Origin of the sequence: Luminiphilus sp. nBUS_16 (assembly GCF_051201645.1) — a bacterium.
Lineage (GTDB): Bacteria > Pseudomonadota > Gammaproteobacteria > Pseudomonadales > Halieaceae > Luminiphilus.
On the sequence record NZ_CP179205.1, the window covers coordinates 124,290 to 148,111 of the forward strand.

Below are 23,822 nucleotides of genomic sequence, written 5' to 3' on the forward strand. Positions count from 1 at the left end.
CGCAAACTCGGGCGCTCAGCGGGGGGGAGGGAGTGAGTGGCCTACAATTGTGCTGGGCACAGGGACTGCCGGTAGGAAGTTCAATGGCATACTCTGCACAACGCAGAATTTCGTTGCCGATATTCAGGCGCTAGTGTTGTGAGGGTAACTTTTGGATGGTGCCCAGGGACGGAATCGAACCGCCGACACGGGGATTTTCAATCCCCTGCTCTACCGACTGAGCTACCTGGGCAATGTAGTGTTGGGCAACTACGGAGGCCGCGTATTAAACCTGTGGATAGCACGAAGGTCAAGACAGATTCGCAGAGCCTTCGATCATGGGCTCTGGCTGTCCCGACTTTGCCCCCTCTTCATCGTAGCGGTGGTCAGAAGCTAATACCGCATAAATGGCGGGCAGCAGCACAAGGGTAAAAAAGGTGCCGATGAGCATGCCTACCACCAAAATAAAACCGATGCTGTTTCGGGCTTCCGCACCTGCACCAGTAACTAAGGTCAGCGGTAAGTGTCCCAACACCGTCGCACCCGTTGTCATCAGCACCGGACGCAATCTGCCCACTGAAGCGGCACGGATCGCAGCGATTTTATCGAGACCTTCACGTTGGGCTTGATTGGCGAATTCAACAATCAGGATCGCGTTTTTTGCGACTAGACCAGCGAGGGTAATGAGGCCTACCTGGGAGTAAATATTGACCGTGGTGAGGTTGACGAAGGTAATAGACAGTGCGGCAAAGAGCGCGAGTGGAATTGAGCCCAGTAAAATAATGAGTGGGTCGCGGAAGCTGTTGAACTGAATCGCTAAAACGAAAAATACCAGGGCCATAGCCGCTAATAGAACACCCAATAGCGTGTTGCCTTCACTGCGAAGCTCTCTTGATTCGCCGGTGTAGTCGAGAATGTAGTGACTCGGCAATATTTCTGCAGCTTTCTTCTCGATAAAGCTGAGGCCCTGTTCTTTGGTGGTTCCAGGAATTACGCCACCAAAGATTTTGAAGGCATTTTTTTGCTGGAAGCGCGTTAACGCTCTCGGCGAGGTCGTGCGCTCCAAGGTCGCGATAGCACCGAGAGGAATAAGCTCTCCCGTTAACGTGCGAATGGGAAAGTCTAAAATGGCATCTGGAGAATCTCGCTCTGACTGCGCAACTTTGGGTATGACACGATAGGCTCTGCCGCGGTCATCGTATCGGGTAATGTAGGCCTCTGAATTCAGCAGCCCAACTTGCCGTGCAACATCATCAAGACTCATATTTAGATCGGCTAGCCGCTGCTTGTTGAAGTTTATGCGAGCTTCAACCAGATCGACCCGTAGATCGGTATCTGCGAATAAAAACAGCCCTGACTCTTTGGCAGCACGTACCAAAGCCTGAGCATAGGGCAGCATGGTCTGGGCATCATCTGAACCGGCAATAGCCACCTCAACATCAAATTGTCCTGGTGAAGGTAGATCTGAATCAGCGACCGGGAAAACACTAAGAGAGGGGATTTCCTGAAGCGCGCCATACATGGAAAAAAGCATGTCTTGAATCGATTGGCTGCGGTCCCCGGGGTCCGTGAAGTCCTGACCGCCATAACTGGCTGAAGGCATGATCATTTGCCAAATTTCGGTTGCCCCTTCAAAGGAACCCATGGTCTTTACCGCCTGATTCATACCCTTATAGGTATCTTCAATGGCGGCTTCCGGTGCGGCGTCAGCAATGACCGTGACGCCGCTTTGGTCTTCCACGGGTGCCAGCTCCTTGAGTGACAGGAGGTAAAGCGGCCCAGTGAGAAGGCTAAAGAAAATGCCCGTGAAAATTAGCTGCCAGCGGAAGCGAATTGAAAAATCGACGATGCGTGCGTAGCGGTTGGCCGTGATATCAAAACGACGATTAACCCAACGTGTCGTTCTCGTTTCTTCGCCGTGAGAGGGGCAGACCCAAGCGCTCATAATGGGAGAGAGCGTGAGCGCCACCGCGCCCGAAATTAAAACTGCGATGGCCAGGGTGAAAGCAAACTCTTTAAAGAGAACGCCGGTAAGTCCGCTGAGAAGGCCGATAGGCGCATATACCACCGCGAGTGTCAGGGTCATCGCAATAATGGGCGCTAGCAGGCGACGTGAAGAACGCAATGCGGCCTCACGACGGGTCATGCCTTGCCTGAGATTGCGTGCCACATTCTCAACGACAACAATCGCATCGTCGACCACAAGCCCCACCGATAAAACAATGGCGAGTATGGTGAGCAAGTTGAGTGAGAACCCCATGAGCGACATGGCGGCCATTGCCCCAAGCAATGAGATAGGAATGGTCAGCAGTGGGACGATTGCTGTGCGCAGTGACCCCATGAGTGCGACAACGACAAACCCGACAAGGAAGATCGTTTCCCCGAGGGTGATGAAAATTTCTTTTAACGAAGTTCTCATGTACCGCGTGACGTCGAACGCGATAAAGAATTCGAGATCCTCCCGAAGAGTTTCGTTAATGGCATCGACCTCGGCGTATAACGCATCGGCGACAGCAATTTCATTAGCGCCCGGTGCGGGATAAATGCCTATAAAAACAACGTCGAGCATCGTGTGGCGCGAAAGCTGGGTTTGTTCCTCTGACCCTGCAATGACTTGAGCGATATCCCCAAGGCGGATGTCCACATTCCCGTCTGTCCGAAGCAAAATATTGGCGAAGTCTTCGGGAGTTTTGGCCTCTGTGTTGGTCACCAAGTTTATGCGCTGCAAGCTATTTTGAGAGCGCCCCAAGGTGCTAATGACGTTATTTTGGCGCAACGCGTTTTGGATGTCGCTGGTGCTTACGTCTAAAGCTGCCATCCTTGCAGTATCGACCCAAATGCGCATAGCGGGTCGGATGCCCGAGTTGATCGCATTCTGAACATTGGGTAGCGACGTCAGTCTAGGCAGTACATCGCGCTGCATGAGGTCGGTAATACTTGAGCTAGTTTCCCCTTCAGGTATCGACATCGCTAGATAAAAACTCGCATAGGGGCTGTCAGCCCGGACGATTTCTATGGCGGGATCTTCAGCGCCCTCAGGCAGTTCGAAGCGGATTTGGCTAAGTCGCGTGTTGAGCTCTGCCAGCGCGTCAGTGCTGTCTTCGTTAAGTTTTAGCCAAACTTTCACCAGGCTGCGGCCCGCTGTTGTTGTCGATTCAACATAGTTAACGCCAGGGATGCTGGAGGCCACTCGTTCAATCGGTTCAGTGATAAATCCACGGACTGTTTCAGCACTGGAGCCCGAGTAAAACGTATTAATTTCCAGAGAGGCGCTCTCAATAACTGGGTACTGAATCACAGGTAACGTCGTGGCAGCCCGGACCCCGATTAAAAGCATTGCCAAAGACAGCACAACAGACACTACGGGCCTGCGAACGAAAATATCGGTCCATCGCGCCCTGCTTTCTGGGTGCTCAGTCATTGGCCAGTGCTCACACTGGCCAATTTAGCGAGGCTGCCATCACTCAGCTTAAAGGCACCTTTGACGGCAATTTGATCGCCTATCTGCAGATCACCCTGAGCCATGACGGTGCCGCGACGCTCACCGATAACGGTGATACGCCGGAGTTGAGCTTCGAGGGGAACATAGGCGTCGGGTTCACCCGCCGTTAAAACGAAAACGTGGGGCCCCTCGGTATCCCAGCGCACCGCGGGCGCAGGCAATGTAAAGACAACTTCAGGTTGCCGGGTTCTGACTTCTATCAGTACGAGTTCGCCGTGGCGAAGTTTTGCGTTGACGACTTCGGCCCGCACATCAAAGGCGCGTAGCCCGGTGCTTAAGGCATCTGCGACGGCAGTGATTTTGGCTTCGCCAATCATTTCTTTATCTAAGGACAGCAATCTGACGGTATCGCCTACCGCGACTCGAGCAACGCCCTGAGGTATTTTGAAGTCGATCCAGCGTGTCTCACCCATACCGTTCAGTGTAGTGAGCCGATCTCCAGCCTGCATGAGATCCCCCAAAGACTGGGTGTAGATGCCGAGTTTTCCCGCAAAGGGTGCGCGCATGGATAGCCGACTTATTTGAGCCTCGGTTGCCGCTATCTGTGCTTTGAGACTCAAGTCACGGGCTTCTAGGGTATCCAGTTGGTCTTGTGAGGCCATCCCTTCATTTCTGAGTTGCCGGGTGCGCTCCAGCTGTAGCTTCACAAGATTAAGGTCTGCGTTCAAAGCCTCCTGCTGTGCTCGCAGGTCCTCATCAAATAGCTGCACAATCACGTCGTCTTTCGCAACAATCGCACCGGCGGGCGCGCCCAGTGTGACAATGCGTCCAGTAGCCTCGGCGGTTAGTTCGACGAATTCCGGGGCCCTCACGGTACCGGTAAGGCGCCGGACGGCAGTCCACTCTTGCTGTTGTGCTGAGGTAGAAGTCACCACGGAATAAGGCGGCGGAAAGCTGGCGGCCATGGCCATGGCGTCGGTGACTTGCCGATACTTGAAGCCAGCGAGACCGCCGGTGACCAAAAGGCAAACAAGCAAAGTAATGAGCCACGAAATTATGCGCATGGGTAGATCCGAAGTTGAGCTGTCAGGTAAAAGTCACTCATAAAAGTGTTGCGTGCTGCTGACTGAAGTTCAGTCGTCTTGCTGGGGCACGAATCCCTCGGCGCGATCGTAGTTTTCGCCTGAGAGGTACTTGTCCATTTGGTCTTGCAGGTACTTACGCGCTTCAGGGTCCATCAGGCTCAATTGTTTTTCGTTGATCAGCATCGTTTGTTCGGCCTGCCAGGCTTGCCAAGCCTTTTTTGACACTTGCTCGAAAATTTTCTGTCCTTTGGGGCCCGGCAGTGGCGGCCGCTCAAGGCCCTCCAATTCCTCGCCAAAATGTTTGCAAAACACCATTCTTGTCATGGTGAGGCTCCCTAAGTGCTCAATATTAGTGATATGTGGGGTTACTGATGCAGCACCAAAGTACTTAAAACTTGGGTGACCGGGGCCGGTAAACCAATTTTGTTAGGCTCCTGCGGATCAATCCACTGAGTGCAGTTTACCTCAGCCACACCTTCGGGTGCTCGGTTAATCTTGAGCAGGATGGGGCGTATGGTTAGCCGGTAGTGACTAAAGCTGTGTTTGATGGGGTCTAGGTGTATGCCTGCTTTCTTAGTCAGGGCGCTCAAGATCGCAAGATTGGCGGGTAACTCGTCGCTGCTGTGAGTTTCGGGAAAACACCACAGTCCTCCCCAGATACCTTGTTGAGGTCTCTTTTCCATTAGCACAGAGCCATCTGGCTGTTGAAAGATGACAAAGTAAGTTTCACGTTCTGGTAAGGTTTTCCTAGGTTTCTTCCCGGGGAACTGCCCCTGTTCAGAACGACTGCGTGCCTGGCAGGTATTGGTGAGGGGGCAGTCTTGGCACCGCGGTGTACCGCGAGTGCACAACGTTGCGCCCAAATCCATAATCCCCTGCGTGTAGTCCGCCACACGTTCGGTGGGGGTGTACTCTTCAGCGAGTGCCCAAAGCTTATTTAACGTTTTTGTGGTGCCTGGCCACCCCGATACAACATTGTGTCTTGCCAATACGCGTTTGACGTTGCCATCGAGGATCGGTGCTCGAATGCCCATGGCAAGACTGAGTATCGCTCCAGCTGTCGATCGCCCAACTCCAGGAAGTTTGAGTAAGCCCTCTAGGTCCTGAGGGAATTGTCCCTGAAAATCGCTGACGACAAGTTTGGCTGCGCGGTGCAGGTTGCGCGCTCTGGCGTAGTACCCCAACCCTGTCCACAGGTGTAACACGTCATCTTCGGGGGCTTCTGCAAGATCCTCCACTGACGGGAACCGTACAAGAAACCTTTCGAAGTAGGGAATAACGGTTTGCACTTGGGTTTGTTGCAGCATGATTTCTGACAGCCACACCCGATAGGCGGTTTTAGAGGCCTGCCAGGGCAAATCATGGCGCCCGTGAAGGTCAAACCAGTTTAGAAGTCTTGAGGAAAAAGAGGTCATGGTTGGCATCGGCTCACCGTTAAGCTCGGCAATTGATCACATGTACGGCGAGCGCTTCTCAGATACAATGACTGCCATTGTAGCGCGCCAAACGCGCAACAGCCCAAGTGGCATCTATTTCCCAGGAGCACAGGTCATGGCTACGGTAACGACGCCTCGAAGCGCTAGTGTCGAGCGAACAACCTTGGAGACGAGCATTAGTGTTGATCTCTGCCTCGACGGTTCAGGGCAGACGGAATTTGATACTGGCGTTCCCTTTCTCGAGCACATGTTGGATCAGATTGCCCGTCACGGCATGATCGATTTGAAAATCATAGCCAAAGGCGACCTGCACATCGATGGACACCACACGGTGGAGGATATTGGTATTACCCTTGGCCAAGCCTTCTACAAAGCGGTGGGTGAAAAGACGGGTTTAGCGCGCTATGGGCACGCTTATGTGCCTTTAGATGAGGCACTATCACGGGTCGTAGTCGATTTTTCGGGGCGCCCGGGGCTTGTCTGGGAGGTCCCTTTCACTCGGGGCATGATCGGGTCTTTTGACGTCGATCTCTTCGTGGAATTCTTTCAGGGCTTCGTCAACCACGCCTTGGTGACTTTGCACGTCGATAATTTAAGGGGCCACAACGCGCACCACCAAGCTGAAACGGTGTTTAAGGCCTTCGGCCGTGCAGTGCGTATGGCGCTTACCGCCGATCCGGCGATGGCGGGTATCACGCCTTCCACAAAAGGTACGCTCTGACGCCGTGACAAGTTATGTCGCTGTTATCGATTACGGAATGGGTAACTTGCATTCGGTTGCGTCTGCATTGGAGCATGCGGGAGCCCCCCGCGTTGTGGTCAGTCATGATCCCGACGTCATTGCTGGGGCCGAGCGCGTTGTTTTTCCGGGTGTCGGCGCTATTCAGGACTGCATGGCAGAAATTAAACGCTTGGGCTGCGACCGATTATTGAAGGCGGCGCTGGCGTCAGCGCATCAACCGGTTTTGGCGATTTGTGTTGGTATGCAAGCGTTGCTCGATCACTCGGAGGAGAATGGTGGTGTAGACACACTGGGCTTTATTCCGGGCCGAGTTAATTTCTTTGGCGCAGGCCTGCAGGATGAGCAGGGCCAGCGCCTAAAAGTACCTCACATGGGTTGGAATGAAGTGGTGCAAACCAAGCCTCACCCACTGTGGGCGGGCATAGAAGATGGCGCGCGCTTTTATTTTGTGCACAGTTATTGGGTTGAGCCCCGCAACCCCTCGATAATGGTAGGCAGTTTCGACTATGGTGTGACGGGTTGCGCAGCCTTGGCTAGAGACAACCTCTTTGCCGTGCAGTTTCACCCTGAAAAAAGCCACTTGGCGGGGCTGCAGCTGCTCTCAAACTTTCTGACATGGGACGGAACATGCTCGTAATACCGGCGATAGACCTCAAAGATGGACAGTGTGTGCGCCTGCGCAAAGGCCTCATGGAGCAAAGCACGGTATTTTCTGATGACCCTGCGGGCATGGCCAAAATTTGGCGCGACAAAGGTGCGCAACGACTGCATCTTGTTGATTTAAACGGCGCGTTTGAGGGGACGCCTGTCAATGATGACGCCGTCGTTGAGATTCTTGCCACTACGGGGGATATGCCGGTTCAAATAGGGGGCGGTATCCGTGACCTCGGGACAATCGAGCGTTATCTGGCTCTGGGCGTTGAGTCGATCATTATTGGCACTGCTGCTCTCAAAGACTCTGCCTTGGTTCGGGTTGCGTGCCGAGAATACCCCGGGCGGATCATGGTGGGTATTGATGCGAGAAATGGCTGGGTAGCGACCAATGGTTGGGCGGAAGTGTCCGATATTCAGGCCACAGAGCTTGCCAAGCGCTTTGAGCAGGCGGGTGTCAGCGCGATTATTTATACCGACATTGATCGAGATGGAATGATGCAAGGTGTCAATGTTGTGGCCACGTTAGAGATGGCCAAAGCCTCCTCTATTCCAGTTATTGCCTCTGGGGGGATTTCCCACCTCGACGATATCCGAATGCTTGCCCAATATGGGCGCCAGGGCATCATGGGGGCAATAACCGGGCGGGCTATTTATGAGGGAACTCTGGATCTGGAAGAAGCACAGGCTTGTGTTGCTGCAATGCAGAGCGTTGATTAATGCCTCTAGCGCGTCGCATTATTCCCTGCCTCGATGTTGATCAAGGCAGGGTTGTTAAGGGTGTTAATTTCGTAGGCATTAGGGATGCCGGTGATCCGGTTGAAATTGCTAGGCGCTACAACGAACAGGGTGCCGATGAGATAACCTTTCTCGATATTACTGCGAGTCACGAGCAGCGCGACACCACGGTACAAACCGTTGAGCGTATTGCTCGAGAGGTCTTCATTCCGCTTACTGTTGGAGGGGGTATACGCGCCGTGGGTGATATTCGGGCGTTGCTCAATGCCGGCGCTGATAAGGTCAGCATCAATACAGCCGCTATTCATAATCCCGACCTAGTTGAGGCTGCAGCGGCGCGGTTTGGTGCGCAGTGCATTGTGGTTGCGATGGACGTAAAGCGAGTGAGTGGCGATCAAGAGCACCCTCGTTACGAGTTGTTCACCCATGGTGGTCGTAAGCCGACGGGTATTGAGGCGGTAGCTTGGGCCCGAAAAATGGCAGCCAAGGGTGCGGGGGAAATCTTGCTTACTAGCATGGACCGCGATGGAACGCGTGATGGCTTTGAACTTACCATTACCCGCCAGATCAGCGAAGCTGTTGATATCCCCCTAATTGCTTCAGGTGGCGTTGGCACGCTGGCCCATTTAGCCGATGGAATCACCGAGGGTGGAGCAGATGCTGTGTTGGCGGCCAGTATTTTTCACTTCGGAGAGTTTACGATCCCGGAAGCCAAGGATTATCTCGCCGCGCGGGGCATCGAGGTTCGTCGATGATTCTCGTGACAGCGCGCGATTTGTGACGCGCTGACAACGGTGACATCTGCCGGTAAACGCGGCAATGCTCGACTCAGTGCTGTCAGTGTTGCGGGGTGTGGATGCCCTATTGCGATGGCATACCCCTCTACCAGCGCCCGACGAACGGCTTCTTTTATTTGACGTTCCACTGCGGCCAGTTCTGGTTTGTTGTCAAGAAATACGGTTCTGGAGGCGCTGGGGACACCTTGGGCTTTTGCCGCATCTCTAGCGACGGTTTCCGCGGTGGTTCTTGAATCAATGAAGAACATATCCTGAGCTGCCAACTCTGACATTAGCGCATCCATCGCGCGACGATTGGTGGTCAGTGCGCTACCCATGTGATTGTTCATGCCAGCAGCACCCGGTACCGATTGCAGGGCTTCTCTTACCCGCTGACTGATGTCAGCAACTGGTAGCTGTCTGTCCAAAACAAGAGGATCTGACACTTGGGTACGTACCGCAGCCATCGGCATATGCAGCATGACCTCTTTGCCGCGTTTTGCTCCGAGATCCGCGACTTCCATGGCGTAAGGTGTTCCCGGAATGACAGACATTGTTAAGGGGGCGGGTATCGCCGCGGCTACTTGAGCGGTATCGAGGTTGTAGCCCAGATCGTCAATGATGACCGCGAGATTGCCGTGGCGATGCAGGGGGCAGGTTGCTGCCTCTAGCCACTGACTGGCTAAAGTTCCAATGAGTAAAACCCCCACTAAGTGCAGCTTTACTGTAATGGCATTTACTCCATCGCTTGCAGAATCAGTGTATAAGTCCGACGTTTGCCGGGGTTTTGAGCGTTTTGGAACGTCAATTGGCCCCTATATCTAGGGGTTGCTTTGACCTTATAACCCAAGATATGCCGCTCATGTTTGGAATGCAACCGCCACTTGGCGATAAGAACCTGTGTAAAACCTGTTTATTTGGCGTAAGTGAGCACTCACATCTGTATTTTAGTATTATTGCCGGACAAAGTAGTCTGAAAAACTCTGTGGATAGCTTTGATTTTTGGCAAGATTTTTCTGTGGGATTGGATCTGGAGAGCGGTAGGCAGGGTGCGTCACAGGGCCTCGAAAAGCTTCCGTGGGCTGGATAAAAGGCTGCGGGCTGGGTGGGATAACCGCTGCGGTGCGGTTTTCCCCGCTCGAACAGGAGTCTATTTATTCGGTGGGTGGTAGATCCGCGTTGTTTTGGTCGTCAGCAGGCGGGGCCACATTGCGTTTCACCAAGAGATTGACCCCGCGCAGAAGGGTAAGCGCCTCATAAAGTTGGTTATCACCCTCCCTCAAATCGGCCAGTGACTCGCTTTCAGAGCCTGCGTCCTGAGGGTTGGCGTCTGCGCTGCTGTTCAAACTTCCCTTGAGGTCCGACTCTTTCATTTGCCGTCCCTCGATACTCGTAACGCGAGCCCGTTCCACCACAATATCAGGCACGATACCCTCTGCTTGAATAGAACGGCCAGTCGGCGTGAAGTAGCGCGCGGTGGTGAGTTTTACCGCACGGGTCTCGGAAACGGGTAATACCGTTTGGACCGATCCTTTGCCAAAACTGCGGGTGCCCATGATCACAGCACGCCCAACGTCTTGCAGGGCGCCCGCGACAATTTCAGAGGCGCTGGCAGAGCCACCATTGATAAGTACAACAATGGGTGCACCGGCTAGGCGGTCACCGGGTGTTGCCTCAAAACGCTCCCTCGAGCTGGGGTGTCGACCCTCGGTGTAAACAACCAGACCACTGTCCATGAATAGATCTGAGACAGCCACACTGGCACCGAGTACTCCCCCGGGGTTATTACGTAAATCTATCACCAGTCCTTTGAGTTGACCCTCCAGAAACAAGTCATTTAAAGCGCTGCTGGCTTCTTCTCCCGTCGGTCGGCCAAATTGGGCAATACGCAGGTAGCCGTAATGAGGCGCTAGCATTCGAGATCGAACGCTGGCCACTTTAATAGCATCTCGTACTACGGTGATCTCTAGGGGCTCAGTTTGGCCGCGACGACCAATCTCTAGATCGATAGGCGTTCCAATAGGGCCTCGCATCAGCTGAACAGCCTCATCAATGGTCATACCCTTGACCGACTCGCCATCGAGCTTGAGGATCACGTCGCCGGCTTGCAGGCCTGCCGCTACAGCGGGTGAGCCGTCAATAGGCGCTATGATTTCGATGTAACTGCCCCGGCGTCCAATTTCGATACCCAGCCCAGAAAACTCACCTTCCGTGGTCGTTTGCAGATCGCTGTAGTCTTCTTTAGTGAGGTAAGCAGAATGTGGGTCCAGTCCCTCAAGCATGCCTCTCACGGCATATTCGAACAGTTTGCTATCGTCGATTTTTTCCACATAACCGGCACGTATTTGATGAAAAACGTCCGCAAAGGTCTGCAGCTCAGCAAGCGGTAACGCACCTTGTGAGGCGTCAGAGCTGGGCTCTGTCGCTTTGGGTGAGGTGCTGGCTGCTTCAATGGCAGGGCTGACTGTGTCTGCAGCGGGTTCTGCAGGCTGTCCGTAGCCGGTAGTTGCAAAAACAGCCAAAAGCATCGTGATCGTAACAAAGGGGAGAGACCGCATGAGGCGTCTGTGTCCTGAATAATGAGACCGTTATGGTACCCGATTGTGGTGTCTAGCTGGAGTTGCAGATCAGCGCTTAACCCACCGACCCGGATCAACGGGCTCGCCTGCACTGCGAATTTCAAAATACAGGGCCGGGTCAAGGGCCCCGCCGCTTGCGCCTACTGTCGCAATAACGTCACCGGGAATTACCCAATCCCCTACCTCACGGCGCAGACTCCGATTCTGCCCGTATAAACTGAAGTAACCCTCACCGTGATCTAAGATAAGCAAAAGCCCTTGACCCCGCAGCCAGTCAGCATAGACCACTCTACCGTAGTGCAACGCAAGAACATTGCTGCCTTCGGGTGCGGGAATTAACCAGCCTCGCCAGAGCATGTCCCCTGAATTTCGAGAAGCACCAAAGCGGTTACTGACCTTCCCGTTTGCAGGAAACACCATTTGCCCTTTGGCCTCTTGAAAAGAAATCGCGGGGCTGGGTGTGTTGAGGCGGCTGATTCGTTGTTCCAGCTCTTTAAGTAGATCGGTCAGCTGGGTCTGGTCCTGCTGTAGCTGCGCCATGCGGGTCGTATCGTCGGACAAAGACGCTTCAATAGCAGACAGGGCTAGTCTGCGCTCTTTTTGCAATCCTGCCGCGCGCTGGCGTTCTTGTTTCAGGGCAGCGCTTTGTTGCGCTAGTTCAGCTTGCGAGATTCGCAACGCATCGGCGTTGGTTTGGGTGCGCGTAAGCAAGGCTCGATAGCGAGCTACCGAATCACTGCGCTGACGCAGCACCTTATCAAAATAGGCAAGGTTGAGTGCCATCTCGTTGGGGCTCTGGTCGCCAAAAAGAATGCGTAACCCGCCACCCTCTCGGAGCGCCCAGAGGGCCCTGAAATCCCGAGTCATATTCGTTTGTTCCGCAGCGACATCATCTCGTAGCCGATCGCGCTCCATTTCAAGAGCCGCGAGGCGAGGGAGTTCTCTGCGAATTTTCCGTTCAATACTCTGAAGCCGCTTCTCTAGTTCACCAATAGACTTTTCCGCGTCGGCAAGACGGGTTTGTAAATCATCTTTTTTGGTTTGTTTTTCTACGATCCCGTTTTGAATTTCACTAATCTGAATTTGCAGAGCTTTCAGCTGCGCCTGGGTCTCTTGCTCTTGGGTGCTCTGTGCGTTGGCAGTGCCTATGATGGCCAGCATGCTGGCAATGGCCAACGGTAGTATCCAGCTCATCGGTAACGGCGTCATAAATTAGCGTTCAGACACAATCAGTGAGGTGCCGGTCATGGCGCTCGGCTGTTCAATACCCATCAGTCTGAGCAAGGTGGGCGCAACATCGGCGAGAATGCCGCCCTCCTGACGCAGCGTTGGACGGTGATTCCCAAGGTAAACAAGTGGTACATGCTCCGTGGTGTGTTGCGTGTGATTTTGACCACTGGCGTAGTCACGCATCTGTTCACAGTTGCCATGATCTGCTGTTACGAGGGCCTGTGCTTTTGCGGTAAGTATGGCTTTCTCGATTCTATGGAGGCAAGCATCCAGAGTTTCCACGGCGGCAACCGCAGCATCGAAGACACCCGTGTGCCCAACCATGTCGCCATTGGCGAAATTAACAATAATGCAATCAAAGCTTTTACTTTCGATGGCGCTCACAATTTCATCGGTGACTGCCACGGCACTCATTTCAGGTTGTAAATCGTAGGTAGGAACATCTGGCGAAGGTATAAGTATTCGTTTTTCGCCGTCAAAAAGTGCTTCACGTCCGCCGCTAAAGAAGAACGTAACGTGGGCATATTTTTCGGTCTCAGCGATGCGCAGTTGAGACAAACCTTTGTCGGCTAAGACCTCACCAAAGCTATCGTCAACAACATCGGGGGGAAAGGCGACGGGGCAGCTAAATTGGCTGCTGTATTCGGTGGTACAAATAAGGTCTATAGCGGGCGCAGACGGCCGTGGGAAACCGCTGAAGTCTTTTTGGGATAGAGCCTCAGTCAATTGGCGAGCTCGATCGGCGCGAAAGTTCATGAATAGCACGACATCACCATCGGCGATCACCGCCGGCTCGCCAATGCGCGTCGGGGCTACAAACTCATCGGTTTCCCCGCGCTCATAGGCGGTGTCTAACCCCGCTGCGGATGAGTTTACTGAATGTTCGGCTTCGCCCAAACATAACAACCGATAGCTTTTTTCTAAGCGATCCCAGCGTTGGTCACGATCCATCGCCCAATAGCGCCCGGTGATAGTGGCCAATCGGCCAACACCGAGTTGCTCAAAAACCTCTTCAGCGGCGCGCAGCGCAGATGCCGCACTGCGAGGTGGCGTATCTCGACCATCGAGAAACCCGTGCAAATAAATTTCGGTAGCCCCTTTAGCGGCCGCCAGGCGCACCATCTCAAAAATATGACGCTCATGACTGTGTACGCCGCCCGCAGACAGCAGCCCCATAATGTGTACAGCCGTACCTTGGCTGACCGCCGATTCAATACCGCGACAGTAAACTGGATTCGTGTGAAAGGTGCCGTCGGCTATGGCGTTGTCTATTTTCGAGATCGACTGGTAGACCACGCGTCCAGACCCTAGGCTCATGTGTCCCACTTCGCTATTACCCATTTGACCCTCGGGTAAGCCCACATCTTGCCCCGACCCAGAGATCAACGTTTTTGGCGCTGTCTGCCACAGTCGATCCCAAGTCGGAGTGCTAGCCGCTGCGATGGCATTATCTCTGGGGTCCTCACGGTGGCCAAATCCGTCCAGAATGATTAAAAGGGTGGGTCCTTGCTCGGCCTTGTTCATAATCCTGAGGGTCCTCTATCTTGAGCTAAAACGCCATTGTAACCCTGCCGCCGCCACTACGCCCATAAACCCCGCTGGAGCGCTACGAAGCAAACCGTTATACTCCTGCGCCAGCGCCGCATACAGCGGGTGCCCGTCACCTCTCGAGACAACCGTGCAATTAGACCTTTTACTAGAATTTTTCGCCCAACAGTGGCTCCTACTACTCGGGCTGGCGGCGACGCTAACGATGCTTTTTCTGCACGAATCCCGGAAAGCTGGACCCGCAGTGTCGCCTCAGCAGGCGATTAATTTAGTCAACGGAGAGGGCGGTATTTTTCTCGATATTCGCGACGGTGCAGAGTACAAAAAGGCGCACATTGCCGATGCTCAGCATATTCCCCTGGCGCAATTGGGAACTCGGAAAGCCGAGCTTTCAGGGTGTGAAGACAAACCCGTCATTGTAGTTTGTAAGCTGGGCCAGTCATCGGGCACTGCGACACGCCAGCTGCGAGATGCGGGTTTTGCCAGAGCGCAAAAAATGTCAGGCGGCATGATGGAGTGGAATGCCATGAAACTACCAGTGGTGAGCTCCTGATGCCTGAAATTGTTATGTATACAACGCGCTGGTGCCCTTTTTGCACAGGTGCCAAGGCACTGCTTAACAAGAAAGGAGCAGAGTTCTCTGAAATACCGGTTGATGGGAACCCGGCGCTGCGCGCCACCATGGCAGAGCGTGCCGGTGCTACTAGTGTCCCTCAAATTTGGATCGGTAATGTCCACGTTGGTGGCTGTGACGAGCTTTTCGGTCTCGAGCAGCAAGGGCGTCTCGATAGTATGCTGTCGGGACAGGCCTGACGGGTTAGACTTCACCATCTTTTTTTCAACAACACCGTTAACTTTTAATAACACAGCTAATTAAGGAGTCGTTTCATGGCTGAAGAACAAGCCGCGGCAGAGGGTCAGGCACCCCAGCAGCAATTTACATTGCAACGGATTTACACAAAGGACATTTCCTTTGAATCACCGTCAACGCCACAGATATTTCGTCAAAGCTGGCAGCCAAACGTCAACATTGATCTCAATACCAAAAGCTCCAGAGTTGACGAAGAAGGCAATCATGAGGTCGTTTTAACCTTAACGGTTACCGCTAAAATGGAAGACGACACGGCGTTTCTGGTCGAAGTTCAGCAAGCTGGCATATTCTTCGTTGTTGGCATTGAGGGCGAGGCACTGCGGCAGGTCTTGGCAACGGTTGGGCCCAATATTTTATTCCCTTACGCACGGGAAAGTATTGACGCCTTGGTAGTGAAGGGTGGATTCCCTCCCTTGATGCTAGCTCCGGTCAACTTTGAAGCGTTGTACCGACAGGCTGTTGCCAGTCAGGCTCAGCAGGAAGCTGCGGCACAGGTCGAGTCAGACGCCGAGTAAACGTTTAGGCGCCCCCTGCGGGGGTGCCGTCCTCTTCTAATTCTTTGATCTTGCGCGTCAGCGTATTGCGACCCCAACCCAGCGTTTCTGCGGCCTCAGCGCGTTTGCCTCCGGTATGAGCTAAGGCGGCGGTAATCATTATGCGCTCGAACTCTGGCAGTGCCTTCCGCAGAACATTGGACTCGCCCGCAGCAAGCCGCTGCTGCGCCCAAGTCGCCAGCACGTCTTGCCATGTTGCGGCGTCGGGAGTTCGTGCGGTTTGAGCGGGCTCTAGTAATTCAGGTGGCAGGTCGCTTGGATGAATCTCACGGCCCGCGGCCATCACGGTTAACCAGCGGCAGGTATTTTCAAGTTGTCTCACGTTGCCTGGCCAGGGTAATTGGCAAAGGTAGCGTGACGCTGAAGTGGACAATACTTTTCCTTCCACCCCGAGTTCTTGGGCAGCCTTACTCAGGAAGAATTGCATCAGCTTTGGGATATCTTCTTGCCGATCTGCAAGGCGAGGAAGGTGAATCCTAATGACGTTAAGGCGGTGAAATAGATCTTCTCGAAACTGCCCGTTTGCGACGAGATTTTCTAGGTTTTGATGGGTGGCTGCGATAATTCTGACATCAGCTTGCACCGGGGTCGCGCCCCCCACTCGGAAAAACTCGCCATCGGCTAGAACACGCAGTAATCGTGTCTGAGTTTCTGCTGGCATGTCGCCGATTTCATCAAGAAAAAGCGTGCCGGAGTCAGCCTGCTCAAATCGACCCACTCGTCTGGCCGATGCTCCCGTGAAAGCGCCTTTTTCATGCCCGAATAGCTCTGATTCCATTAGTTCCCTTGGGATGGCCGCCATGTTGAGTGCAATAAAAGGCCCATCTTTACGGGGGCTGTGACGGTGCAATGCCCGTGCCACCAGCTCTTTTCCGGTGCCAGATTCGCCATTAATAAGGACGGTGATTTGGCTGTGAGCGAGGCGGCCTATAGCTCGAAACACCTCTTGCATGGCTGGGGCATTACCAATGATTTCAGTGGGCTTATCGGGTAGTTCAGCAACAGGGGCTCTTCGTTCTTTGCGCATGGTCGGGGTGCGCATAACGGTCGCAACAATTTCATCGACATCGAAGGGCTTGGGTAGGTATTCAAAAGCACCTTCTTCATAAGAGGCTACGGCGCTGTCGAGGTCAGAGTGCGCCGTTGTAATGATGACCGGCAGCTCTGGGTATTCAGCGCGCAATTCGCCCAACAACGCGAGGCCATCGATGCCCGGCATGCGAATATCACTGATCACAACATCAGGGGCTCCTGATGCAATGGCGTCTAGCAAGGCCTCTGCTGTTTCAAAGCTCTGACATAGAAGCCCTGCCTGAGTTAAAGCCTTTTCCATAACCCAGCGTATGGAGCGATCGTCATCAACCACCCAAACTGTTCGGTCTTCAGACACGTCTCAAGTCTCCATCGGTAATAAAACGGTAAAACAGGTATGGCCGGGTTCGCTCTCGCACTGGATAAGGCCACCATGTCTGTTGGCGATCATCTGGGCGATCGATAAACCCAGCCCATTGCCCTTGGTGCTAGATGTCACCATCGGTAGGAATAATTGGTGCAATTGGTCACTGGGGATGCCCGGACCTGCGTCGACAATGTCTAGGCAACACACCAACTTGTGGCGTTTACCACCCAGGGTATATTGGCGCTTGGCACGACTTCGAAGCGTTATCGTGCCTTGACCCGACATGGCTTGGCTGGCGTTGCGCGTGATGTTTAATATGACTTGGGTCAGTTGGTCGGGGTCTGCCTTGAATTCAGGCAGCGATGGATCGTAGTCCCGTTCGATAACAACCTTGCCGCCAGATTCGGCTTCTGTAAGTTGTCTGACGCGCTCAAGAACTTCATGGATATTCATGAAGCGGGTTAACAGCCGCTCTCTTGGGCCGAGCATCCGGTCTACCAAGGTGCGTAAGCGATCCACCTCTTCCATAATGACGTCGGTGTATTCTGTGAGCTTCCCGTCACCTAACTCCCGCGCAAGCAGTTGAGCCGCTCCTCGAATGCCCCCCAGTGGGTTTTTTACTTCGTGGGCCAAACCTTTGATGACTTGGCGCATAGAGGCCTGTGCTTCTCTGAGTTGTGCGTCTTCACTGATGGCATTGAGCCGGTCTACGGGGTTGAGCTCTAACAGAAGGCTAGGGTTGCCACCGGCAGTTTGCAGGGGGCTGATAATGAGGTCCACGCAGTACTGAGCGCCGCTGTGAAGTAACAGCGGCATCTCACGTTTCACCGTGGGAAAATTTTCACTTTGTACTTGGGTAAGAAGGTTTTGCCAGTCCTGATTCAGGCTGACCAGGCGATCAAAATGTACGCCCCGAGTGCGCTCACTGGAGGCCTGTAGCAAGGTTTCACTGGCGGGATTCAAGCTAACGATGCGTAGTTCGGTATCGAGCATAATCACGGCTGTCGCCAGGGCTTCGAGCATCTGATCCTGAGCGGCGACTTGAGGTGCACCCTGCTTGTACTGACTGATAGAGCTCACCTTATGGACGGCCTGAGTACATAAACAGTTACCGGAGCCGATACATCCAACACTTCCCCTTCCGTGTTCTGACGCTTAATCGTGACTTGGTGCTCCCCTCGATAAACATTTCGAAGCTGCCAGCTATTACCCTTCTGCGGTTGACCTATTGCTGCTCCATCGATTTCCAGGAGCGCGAACTCGTCAACCTCCAGAGGGGGAGAGAATTGGGCGGTCACGCCAAAATCTCCGGGACCCATAGGCACGGTTGTGCCTTCGCTAGGACTTGTGATGATGGTGGAGTACGTTATCAGAGCCTCAGGGCCTCTGGGCTCCCTGATAGGTTTTGGAATGTTCGGGGGCGGTTCTGAGAGGTTGGTAGGATTGAGCTCAACTTCTTGGATTATGCCTGACTGGCTTTCTGCTGGAGGCCTGTCGCTGAACACAGATTTACCATTTTTGTCGGTGTATTTATAGATTTCTGCCTGAAGGGGCAGGGTGTTGAGCGCTGAAATCGCAATGGTTGCGACACCTAATCCTTTGGCAATTTTGATCATTGATCCGGCTCCAAGGGTTGTCCCAAGAACAGCTTGCACTGATTGGTCGTTTTGAACCAGAGCGTGAATGCCGGTTACGGCATCAGAGAATTTAGAGCCCTCACGCCCCAATCAGGCGTAAGGACTCTCGAGCACTTTAAAGCGAGTAGTACATGTCAAACTCAACGGGGTGAGTTGTCATGTCGAGACGCTGAATCTCCTCGCGCTTCAGACCGATGTAGGCATCAATCATATCGTCGGTGAAAACTTCGCCTCGTGTTAGGAAGTCGCGGTCTTCATCGAGAGCGTTGAGTGCTACTTCAAGACTGGAAGCCACCGTTGGAATTGCCTTAGCTTCCTCTGCTGGCAGGTCATAAAGGTCCTTATCTGCCGCTTCGCCAGGATGAATTTTGTTCTGGATGCCGTCCAAGCCGGCCATCAGCATGGCAGCGAAGGCTAGATAAGGGTTTGCTGTAGGGTCGGGGAACCGGACCTCAACGCGCTTGCCTCGTGGTGATGGCTCGTAAGGAATGCGGATAGAAGCAGAGCGATTACGGGCTGAATAAGCCAGCATGACCGGAGCTTCAAAACCGGGTACCAGTCGCTTGTAGCTGTTGGTAGACGCATTGGCAAAGGCATTCAGCGCTCTGGCGTGCTTAATAATGCCGCCAATATAGTAGAGCGCAGTTTCGGAAAGTCCCGAGTAACCGTCACCGGCGAAGGTGTTGTCGCCGTCTTTGGCAACCGATTGGTGCACGTGCATTCCCGAGCCATTGTCACCGACTAAAGGCTTGGGCATGAAGGTAGCGGTTTTGCCATAAGCATGGGCAACGTTGTGAACGCAGTACTTGAGGATCTGCACTTCGTCTGCTTTCTTAACCAACGTGTTGAAGCGGATGCCAATTTCGCACTGACCCGCTGTGCCCACTTCGTGGTGATGTACCTCTACATCCAGGCCCATCTGCTCCATGGCTGAACACATGGCGGCGCGTATATCGTGGAGGCTGTCCACGGGTGGTACAGGGAAGTAACCGCCTTTAACTTTTGGCCGGTGGCCGGTGTTGCCATCGTCGTAATGGGCTGAAGATGACCAGGCCGCCTCTTCTGAATTGATGCTGTACCCGGCACCACTAATATCGGAGTGCCATTTAATGTCATCGAAGACAAAAAATTCAGGCTCTGGGCCAAAAAAAGCGGTGTCGCCGATACCTGTCGACGTGAGGTAGGCTTCCGCGCGCTTGGCGACGCTGCGAGGATCACGCTCGTAGCCTTGCATCGTTGTTGGCTCAATAATGTCGCACCGGAGAATCACGGTCGCGTCATCGGTGAAGGGGTCTAAAATTGAGCTGCCATCGTCAGGCATCAAAATCATGTCTGATTCGTTGATGCCCTTCCAACCGGAAATAGATGAGCCGTCAAACATCTTGCCCTCTTCGAAAAAATCCTCGTCCACCTCCGTGGCGGGAATAGAGACGTGTTGCTCTTTACCCATGGTATCGGTGAAACGCAGGTCTACCCAGCGAATATCATTGTCTTTGATTAAGGTGAGCGTGCGCTCCGACATGGCTAACTCCTTCAAATATCTAAATGGGGGCTTTAACGAGCCCCAAGGCTTGATGATTGGGGCATGCACCATGCCATGAATCAACGGTGTGGGATAGTGCAAGGTGTATGCCAGAGGAGTCTTCTCGGCTAAAAAAAATATAAACCATTGAAAATTATAGTAAATAATCTAAAGCGCAGGATTTTTGGATGCCAAGTAATCGGCATATCCGCACTATAAAAGTGCGCTACGCACTAAAATCGCGCATTTTTTGCCCCATAAATGGGCAAATGATCCTCAGCAGCGCCAGATCTTATTTTCGCTTGTAACCGTAATATTGCAGACCAGTTGTGCGGCAGCCTCTGGTAGACTCCGCGCCGCCCAACCCCCCTTATCTTGGAGAGACACGCCGCGTGATCAGCCAGCTGAGAAATATTGCCATCATCGCCCACGTAGACCATGGCAAAACAACACTTGTGGATTGTCTGCTGCAGCAGTCCGGCACCCTTGACCGGAAAGCGGCAGGGACCGAGCGGATTATGGATTCCAACGACCAGGAAAAAGAACGTGGCATTACCATTCTTGCCAAGAATACGGCGATCCGCTGGCAAGATTATCGTATCAATATTGTGGATACACCCGGACACGCAGATTTCGGCGGCGAAGTGGAGCGGGTGCTATCTATGGTGGATTCTGTCCTTTTGCTGGTTGATGCCGTAGACGGACCCATGCCACAGACGCGTTTTGTGACCTCCAAAGCATTTGAGCGCGGACTTAACCCCATTGTGGTCATTAACAAGGTCGATCGTCCTGGTGCCAGGCCTGATTGGGTGGTTGACCAAGTTTTCGATCTTTTTGACTCCCTAGGTGCCAACGAGCAGCAGCTCGACTTCCCTATTATTTACGCCTCTGCCCTCAACGGGATCTCAGGTGAAGAGCACGAAGCGATGGGCACCGATATGGCGCCGTTGTTTCAAACCATTGTCGATAAAGTGCCGCCACCATCGGTAGACACATCGGGCCCGCTGCAGTTACAAATTTCCGCGCTCGACTACAGCAGCTATGTCGGTGTTATTGGTGTGGGACGCATCACCCGAGGTTCGGTAACACCCAACACGCAGGTCGCTGTTATCGATCGCAATGGCGACAGTCGTAACGGAAAAATCCTGCAGGTTATGGGTTATCAGGGCCTTGAGCGCGTTGAAGTGACTGAAGCTGGTGCTGGAGACATCGTTTGCGTGACCGGAATTGAGGCATTAAATATTTCTGACACGCTGTGCAGTCCGGATACCCCAGAGCCACTGCCGCCTCTCTCGGTAGATGAACCCACGGTTAGCATGACCTTTCAGGTCAATGACTCGCCCTTTGCAGGGCTCGAAGGCAAGTACGTGACCTCACGTAATATCCGGGAGCGTCTCGATCGGGAACTCATACACAACGTGGCTCTGCGCGTGGAAGAGGGTGATTCTCCAGACAAGTTTTCGGTATCCGGTCGCGGTGAGCTGCACCTGTCAGTGCTGATAGAGAGCATGCGCCGTGAAGGCTTTGAGTTGGGTGTTTCGAGACCCGAAGTGATTCAAAAAGAAATCGACGGTGAGCTCTGTGAGCCCTATGAAAATCTGGTGATTGACTGTGAGTCAGAGCATCAGGGTGGTGTGATGGAGGAGTTGGGTCTGCGCAGGGCTGAAATGAAAAACCTGGTGATAGACGGTAACGGACGCGTGCGCCTTGAGTTTATTGTTCCGGCAAGAGGGCTAATTGGCTTTCGTTCGCAGTTTTTAACTCTCACTTCAGGCTCGGGTATCATGACCCACGTCTTTGATCATTACGGCCCTGTTAAACGTGCAGAGTTGGGCGGACGCGTAAACGGCGTTCTGGTTTCCATGGTGAAAGGTAAAACCCTAGCCTACGCTTTATACACCTTGCAGGACCGAGGTCGCCTTTTTGTCGATCCCAACAAGGACGTGTACGAGGGTCAGATTGTTGGGCTGCATAGCCGTGGTAACGACTTGGTTGTTAACCCGACGAAAGCCAAGCAACTGACCAATGTTAGGGCCTCAGGCACAGACGAAGCGCTCATTTTGACGTCTCCAGTACGACATAGTCTGGAGCAGGCTTTGGAGTTTATTGAGGATGATGAGCTTGTCGAAGTGACTCCTGATAGCATTCGACTGCGCAAGAAACTGCTGCTCGAACACGAGCGTAAGCGCGCAGCTCGCAGCGCAGCCTAAAGCAAGAATATATTTTTGTCGGCTTCGCGCCATAGATCGGTCAGGTAAGGCCGATCTAACTGAGCAGCATTTCGAAGTGGGGCAGGTCGTCCTCGAGATAGGGGCCTTTTACGGTTGTAAATCCCAAGCCGTGATAAAACTCCTGTAGGTACGCCTGACCGCTAATTCTTACGCCGTGGTTAGGCCACAGGTCTTGAGCGTAGGCCATGCTTTTAACCATGAGCTCGCGACCTAGTGACTGGCCCCTGTTGTCGGGGGCCACTGCGACTCGGCCGATCGACACCTCCTCATAAACTGCCCCTGGGGGTGCAATCCTCAAGCTGGCGATGAGTTCCCCGTCCAGTAAACCCTCAAGGTGCCAACAGTGTGGGTCTACGTCGTCGGGATCTTGATAGGGACAGCGTTGCTCAACAACGAATATGCGGCTGCGCATGTTCAGCATGGCGTGCCACTCTAATGCACTGAAAACATTGAAGTGGCGAAAACGCCACTGAAGGGTATTAGACATAGTGTGGCCAGTTTTTTTGGTCAAGGAATGCCCTTTCCGGGGACATGGGTAGTTTATCGGGTTAGGATTCCGTGGAACAGGAATTAAAGGGCTGCAGATCATGCTGACCATGGGACAGGTACAGGACGATTTTGACCTCCTCAACAGGGCGGCAAGACAATCGTTGTCTGGCGTATTTGCTGGGCTCGATATCGAATCGAGTACGGTTGATTTACCTGCCAGTCGTTCCGTTTACTTCACCCCTCTCCCCGATAACACCATTGCCTGCGTAGAGTCGGGTTTAGTATCTGTTATGCATGAACAAACTGTGGTGAGCGTGTTGGAGCCCGGTGACCTTGTTCTTGGCGACAGCGCCCTAGTTCCTGCCACTGTAACAGCGCTCCAATTTGGTTCGGAGGAGGGTGCTACCGTCCGAACTTGGGAGCAGGGGGCGTTTCTCCGCGCAATCAGTGCAGATGATGCTCGCCAAAGGCTATGGCTCGCGGCACTCATCCAAACACAATCCCTCATGTATCGAATGAGTGGTTTAAGTATCCAGCGACAAACCGGGCTAAGGGGAGACACCGAGGTTTATTCCCCCGGCGCGGTCATTATTCAGCAGGGAGACCCCGCTGATGACGTATTTTCAATGGTGGCGGGAGTTGCACAGGTGTTGGTAGATGAACAGCCCGTTGCCAGAATAGCCACGGGTGAGCTGTTTGGCACAATGGCGGCACTGACTAATGGGCACAGGAATGCCACCGTAACTGCTCTAGAACGCTGTTCGGTGTTGCGCGTTCCCAAGGACCGATTTTTTGAAATTATTCGTACACGACCAGAAGCTGTGCAGGGCCTGTTGGTCGATATGGCGCGCTCTATTACGGCACTGAACGGAGAGGTAGTGGCATTGCGCCAACGTGTGTCAGAACCGTAAAA

At 53.4% G+C, this 23,822-nt stretch carries 22 protein-coding genes and 1 tRNA gene; 9 read left to right on the forward strand and 14 right to left on the reverse strand.

The window, feature by feature from the left end:
* Positions 1-156: 156 nt before the first annotated feature.
* The 5 genes from ACMAY6_RS00600 to mutY form a co-directional block, all read right to left on the reverse strand.
* Positions 157-232 (reverse strand) — tRNA-Phe (locus ACMAY6_RS00600).
* Positions 233-289: 57 nt separating this feature from the next.
* Positions 290-3,400: an efflux RND transporter permease subunit gene (locus ACMAY6_RS00605; protein ID WP_435213538.1), complete on the reverse strand. Its 3,111-nt coding sequence runs from the start codon at positions 3,398-3,400 to the stop codon at positions 290-292.
* Positions 3,397-4,485: an efflux RND transporter periplasmic adaptor subunit gene (locus ACMAY6_RS00610; protein ID WP_435213540.1), complete on the reverse strand. Its 1,089-nt coding sequence runs from the start codon at positions 4,483-4,485 to the stop codon at positions 3,397-3,399. Before ACMAY6_RS00610 ends, ACMAY6_RS00605 begins: the two co-directional genes overlap by 4 nt.
* Positions 4,486-4,554: 69 nt before the next feature.
* Positions 4,555-4,830, reverse strand: a complete 276-nt coding sequence (locus ACMAY6_RS00615) for an oxidative damage protection protein (protein WP_435213542.1) — start codon at positions 4,828-4,830, stop codon at positions 4,555-4,557.
* 41 nt (positions 4,831-4,871) lie between these two features.
* Entirely contained in the window at positions 4,872-5,930 is a 1,059-nt protein-coding gene (mutY, locus tag ACMAY6_RS00620; RefSeq protein WP_435213544.1) for an A/G-specific adenine glycosylase, read from the reverse strand.
* Positions 5,931-6,057: 127 nt separating this feature from the next.
* Here mutY and hisB point away from each other — a divergent pair, with 127 nt between their 5' ends.
* The 4 genes from hisB to hisF are packed head-to-tail and all read left to right on the forward strand — an operon-like array spanning position 6,058 to position 8,828.
* Positions 6,058-6,663 carry an imidazoleglycerol-phosphate dehydratase HisB gene (hisB, locus tag ACMAY6_RS00625; protein ID WP_435216075.1) on the forward strand — a complete coding sequence of 202 codons (606 nt, stop codon included), beginning with the start codon at positions 6,058-6,060 and terminating at the stop codon, positions 6,661-6,663.
* Between the two features lie 4 nt (positions 6,664-6,667).
* Complete coding sequence (gene hisH, locus ACMAY6_RS00630) at positions 6,668-7,321, forward strand: imidazole glycerol phosphate synthase subunit HisH (protein ID WP_435213546.1); 654 nt, start codon at positions 6,668-6,670, stop codon at positions 7,319-7,321.
* Positions 7,312-8,055 carry a 1-(5-phosphoribosyl)-5-[(5-phosphoribosylamino)methylideneamino]imidazole-4-carboxamide isomerase gene (hisA, locus tag ACMAY6_RS00635; protein ID WP_435213548.1) on the forward strand — a complete coding sequence of 248 codons (744 nt, stop codon included), beginning with the start codon at positions 7,312-7,314 and terminating at the stop codon, positions 8,053-8,055. The genes hisH and hisA overlap by 10 nt, the downstream gene beginning before the upstream one ends.
* Positions 8,055-8,828, forward strand: coding sequence for an imidazole glycerol phosphate synthase subunit HisF (hisF, locus tag ACMAY6_RS00640; protein WP_435213550.1), 774 nt, complete (start codon positions 8,055-8,057; stop codon positions 8,826-8,828). The genes hisA and hisF overlap by 1 nt, the downstream gene beginning before the upstream one ends.
* Here hisF and ACMAY6_RS00645 read toward each other — a convergent pair.
* From ACMAY6_RS00645 to gpmI, 4 genes are all read right to left on the reverse strand, one after another.
* On the reverse strand, positions 8,792-9,559 hold the full coding sequence (locus ACMAY6_RS00645; protein WP_435213551.1) for a divergent polysaccharide deacetylase family protein: 768 nt from the start codon (positions 9,557-9,559) through the stop codon (positions 8,792-8,794). The two genes, hisF and ACMAY6_RS00645, sit on opposite strands and share 37 nt — an antisense overlap.
* A gap of 444 nt (positions 9,560-10,003) precedes the next feature.
* Positions 10,004-11,407 (reverse strand): S41 family peptidase, encoded by a 1,404-nt coding sequence (locus ACMAY6_RS00650; RefSeq protein ID WP_435213553.1) that lies wholly within the window; start codon positions 11,405-11,407, stop codon positions 10,004-10,006.
* Positions 11,408-11,476: 69 nt separating this feature from the next.
* A complete protein-coding gene (locus ACMAY6_RS00655) occupies positions 11,477-12,637 on the reverse strand; it encodes a murein hydrolase activator EnvC family protein (RefSeq protein ID WP_435213554.1) in 1,161 nt (386 codons plus the stop codon).
* A 3-nt stretch (positions 12,638-12,640) separates the two neighbouring features.
* A complete protein-coding gene (gene gpmI, locus ACMAY6_RS00660; protein WP_435213556.1) occupies positions 12,641-14,182 on the reverse strand; it encodes a 2,3-bisphosphoglycerate-independent phosphoglycerate mutase in 1,542 nt (513 codons plus the stop codon).
* 154 nt (positions 14,183-14,336) lie between these two features.
* Between gpmI and ACMAY6_RS00665 the strand changes: the two genes are divergently transcribed.
* The 3 genes from ACMAY6_RS00665 (at position 14,337) to secB (ending at position 15,592) form a co-directional block, all read left to right on the forward strand.
* The gene (locus ACMAY6_RS00665; RefSeq protein ID WP_435213558.1) at positions 14,337-14,759 is read left to right on the forward strand and encodes a rhodanese-like domain-containing protein; all 423 of its coding nucleotides are present in this window, start codon (positions 14,337-14,339) and stop codon (positions 14,757-14,759) included.
* Complete coding sequence (grxC, locus tag ACMAY6_RS00670; protein WP_435213560.1) at positions 14,759-15,019, forward strand: glutaredoxin 3; 261 nt, start codon at positions 14,759-14,761, stop codon at positions 15,017-15,019. Before ACMAY6_RS00665 ends, grxC begins: the two co-directional genes overlap by 1 nt.
* 75 nt (positions 15,020-15,094) lie before the next feature.
* Positions 15,095-15,592 carry a protein-export chaperone SecB gene (gene secB, locus ACMAY6_RS00675; protein ID WP_435213562.1) on the forward strand — a complete coding sequence of 166 codons (498 nt, stop codon included), beginning with the start codon at positions 15,095-15,097 and terminating at the stop codon, positions 15,590-15,592.
* 4 nt (positions 15,593-15,596) lie between these two features.
* On the opposite strand, the gene ntrC is transcribed toward secB, so the two are convergent.
* The 4 genes from ntrC to glnA all read right to left on the reverse strand — a co-directional run bounded on the left by ntrC (position 15,597) and on the right by glnA (position 20,189).
* Entirely contained in the window at positions 15,597-17,021 is a 1,425-nt protein-coding gene (ntrC, locus tag ACMAY6_RS00680) for a nitrogen regulation protein NR(I) (protein ID WP_435213564.1), read from the reverse strand.
* A gap of 3 nt (positions 17,022-17,024) precedes the next feature.
* A complete protein-coding gene (glnL, locus tag ACMAY6_RS00685) occupies positions 17,025-18,110 on the reverse strand; it encodes a nitrogen regulation protein NR(II) (protein WP_435213565.1) in 1,086 nt (361 codons plus the stop codon).
* On the reverse strand, positions 18,107-18,646 hold the full coding sequence (locus ACMAY6_RS00690) for a DUF4124 domain-containing protein (protein WP_435213567.1): 540 nt from the start codon (positions 18,644-18,646) through the stop codon (positions 18,107-18,109). The genes glnL and ACMAY6_RS00690 overlap by 4 nt, the downstream gene beginning before the upstream one ends.
* Before the next feature lie 136 nt (positions 18,647-18,782).
* The gene (glnA, locus tag ACMAY6_RS00695) at positions 18,783-20,189 is read right to left on the reverse strand and encodes a glutamate--ammonia ligase (RefSeq protein WP_435213568.1); all 1,407 of its coding nucleotides are present in this window, start codon (positions 20,187-20,189) and stop codon (positions 18,783-18,785) included.
* 392 nt (positions 20,190-20,581) lie between these two features.
* Here glnA and typA point away from each other — a divergent pair, with 392 nt between their 5' ends.
* A complete protein-coding gene (typA, locus tag ACMAY6_RS00700; RefSeq protein ID WP_435213570.1) occupies positions 20,582-22,399 on the forward strand; it encodes a translational GTPase TypA in 1,818 nt (605 codons plus the stop codon).
* A gap of 55 nt (positions 22,400-22,454) precedes the next feature.
* Here the strand turns inward: typA and ACMAY6_RS00705 are convergent, their stop codons facing one another.
* A complete protein-coding gene (locus ACMAY6_RS00705; protein WP_435213572.1) occupies positions 22,455-22,907 on the reverse strand; it encodes a GNAT family N-acetyltransferase in 453 nt (150 codons plus the stop codon).
* Positions 22,908-23,007: 100 nt separating this feature from the next.
* Here ACMAY6_RS00705 and ACMAY6_RS00710 point away from each other — a divergent pair, with 100 nt between their 5' ends.
* Entirely contained in the window at positions 23,008-23,820 is an 813-nt protein-coding gene (locus tag ACMAY6_RS00710; RefSeq protein ID WP_435213574.1) for a cyclic nucleotide-binding domain-containing protein, read from the forward strand.
* Positions 23,821-23,822 lie beyond the last annotated feature (2 nt).

Bases quoted from the DNA above. Each gene is read 5' to 3' on its own strand.
- ACMAY6_RS00605 (WP_435213538.1), bottom strand. From the start codon at position 3,400: ATGACTGAGCACCCAGAAAGCAGGGCGCGATGGACCGATATTTTCGTT.
- ACMAY6_RS00610 (WP_435213540.1), bottom strand. From the start codon at position 4,485: ATGCGCATAATTTCGTGGCTCATTACTTTGCTTGTTTGCCTTTTGGTC.
- ACMAY6_RS00615 (WP_435213542.1), bottom strand. From the start codon at position 4,830: ATGACAAGAATGGTGTTTTGCAAACATTTTGGCGAGGAATTGGAGGGC.
- mutY (WP_435213544.1), bottom strand. From the start codon at position 5,930: ATGCCAACCATGACCTCTTTTTCCTCAAGACTTCTAAACTGGTTTGAC.
- hisB (WP_435216075.1), top strand. From the start codon at position 6,058: ATGGCTACGGTAACGACGCCTCGAAGCGCTAGTGTCGAGCGAACAACC.
- hisA (WP_435213548.1), top strand. From the start codon at position 7,312: ATGCTCGTAATACCGGCGATAGACCTCAAAGATGGACAGTGTGTGCGC.
- hisF (WP_435213550.1), top strand. From the start codon at position 8,055: ATGCCTCTAGCGCGTCGCATTATTCCCTGCCTCGATGTTGATCAAGGC.
- ACMAY6_RS00650 (WP_435213553.1), bottom strand. From the start codon at position 11,407: ATGCGGTCTCTCCCCTTTGTTACGATCACGATGCTTTTGGCTGTTTTT.
- ACMAY6_RS00655 (WP_435213554.1), bottom strand. From the start codon at position 12,637: ATGACGCCGTTACCGATGAGCTGGATACTACCGTTGGCCATTGCCAGC.
- gpmI (WP_435213556.1), bottom strand. From the start codon at position 14,182: ATGAACAAGGCCGAGCAAGGACCCACCCTTTTAATCATTCTGGACGGA.
- grxC (WP_435213560.1), top strand. From the start codon at position 14,759: ATGCCTGAAATTGTTATGTATACAACGCGCTGGTGCCCTTTTTGCACA.
- secB (WP_435213562.1), top strand. From the start codon at position 15,095: ATGGCTGAAGAACAAGCCGCGGCAGAGGGTCAGGCACCCCAGCAGCAA.
- ACMAY6_RS00690 (WP_435213567.1), bottom strand. From the start codon at position 18,646: ATGATCAAAATTGCCAAAGGATTAGGTGTCGCAACCATTGCGATTTCA.
- glnA (WP_435213568.1), bottom strand. From the start codon at position 20,189: ATGTCGGAGCGCACGCTCACCTTAATCAAAGACAATGATATTCGCTGG.
- ACMAY6_RS00705 (WP_435213572.1), bottom strand. From the start codon at position 22,907: ATGTCTAATACCCTTCAGTGGCGTTTTCGCCACTTCAATGTTTTCAGT.
- ACMAY6_RS00710 (WP_435213574.1), top strand. From the start codon at position 23,008: ATGCTGACCATGGGACAGGTACAGGACGATTTTGACCTCCTCAACAGG.